Here is a 714-nt window from a genome sequence, read left to right on the forward strand (position 1 = left end):
AATAATAAGAATAATCACAGTCAGTACGCCGGTTATCATATAGAAGGTTGACTTACTTCGTGCTTTGGTTGCCTCTAACGAACTGTTCATCATGGCAGATAACGAAGTAAGCTGTTCCTCGCTTTGATGGATGGTAGCACGTAGCTGACCGAGCAAGCCTGTTTCGGGGCTTAATCCAAGTTCTTGTGTCTTAACCGTTAGCTTTCTAAAGTCATAAGCGTAAGCGTTCAGGTTTTTTCTGACCTGGTCTTTAATTTGCGAAGGTAGCGCTCTGCTATCCAAAGTAGACATTATTGCCGCCATATCAGTATTAAACTTATCGATGTATTTTGTGTCTAGTCGCAGCATAAAGTCTTTTTCTCGACGACGTAACATAAGTGTTTCCGCAAGCAGTTGGTAGTCTTTTAGCTCAGTAATAGCGGACTCAGCACTGTGTACTGATGCTCGAAGAGTACCGTAAAGCCCGGTTTTAGGTGTTAATCCTATTTCTTTTTGAGTTTTCGATATGGTTAAAAAAGTTTGATGATAGCTTTTTATTATGTCGCCTAATTTGGTGAGATTATCTTCAGTGTCAAACCCAAGTGAGTTGTTTAATACTTTTAGTTCGCTAATTTCTTTGTTTAGCTTTGCAACATTATCAGAGAATCGTGTGACGTATTTTTCATCTTTCCTGGTGAGGAAGTCCTTTTCATTCCGTCTCAAGGTAAGCATGTT

Annotated in this window: 1 pseudogene; it reads right to left on the reverse strand. The window is 39.6% G+C overall.

The features are described from left to right. Positions 1 to 714, reverse strand: a pseudogene (locus A3756_RS28260) (hypothetical protein); the annotation flags it as partial.

The sequence above is a fragment of the Oleiphilus sp. HI0086 genome (assembly GCF_001635225.1).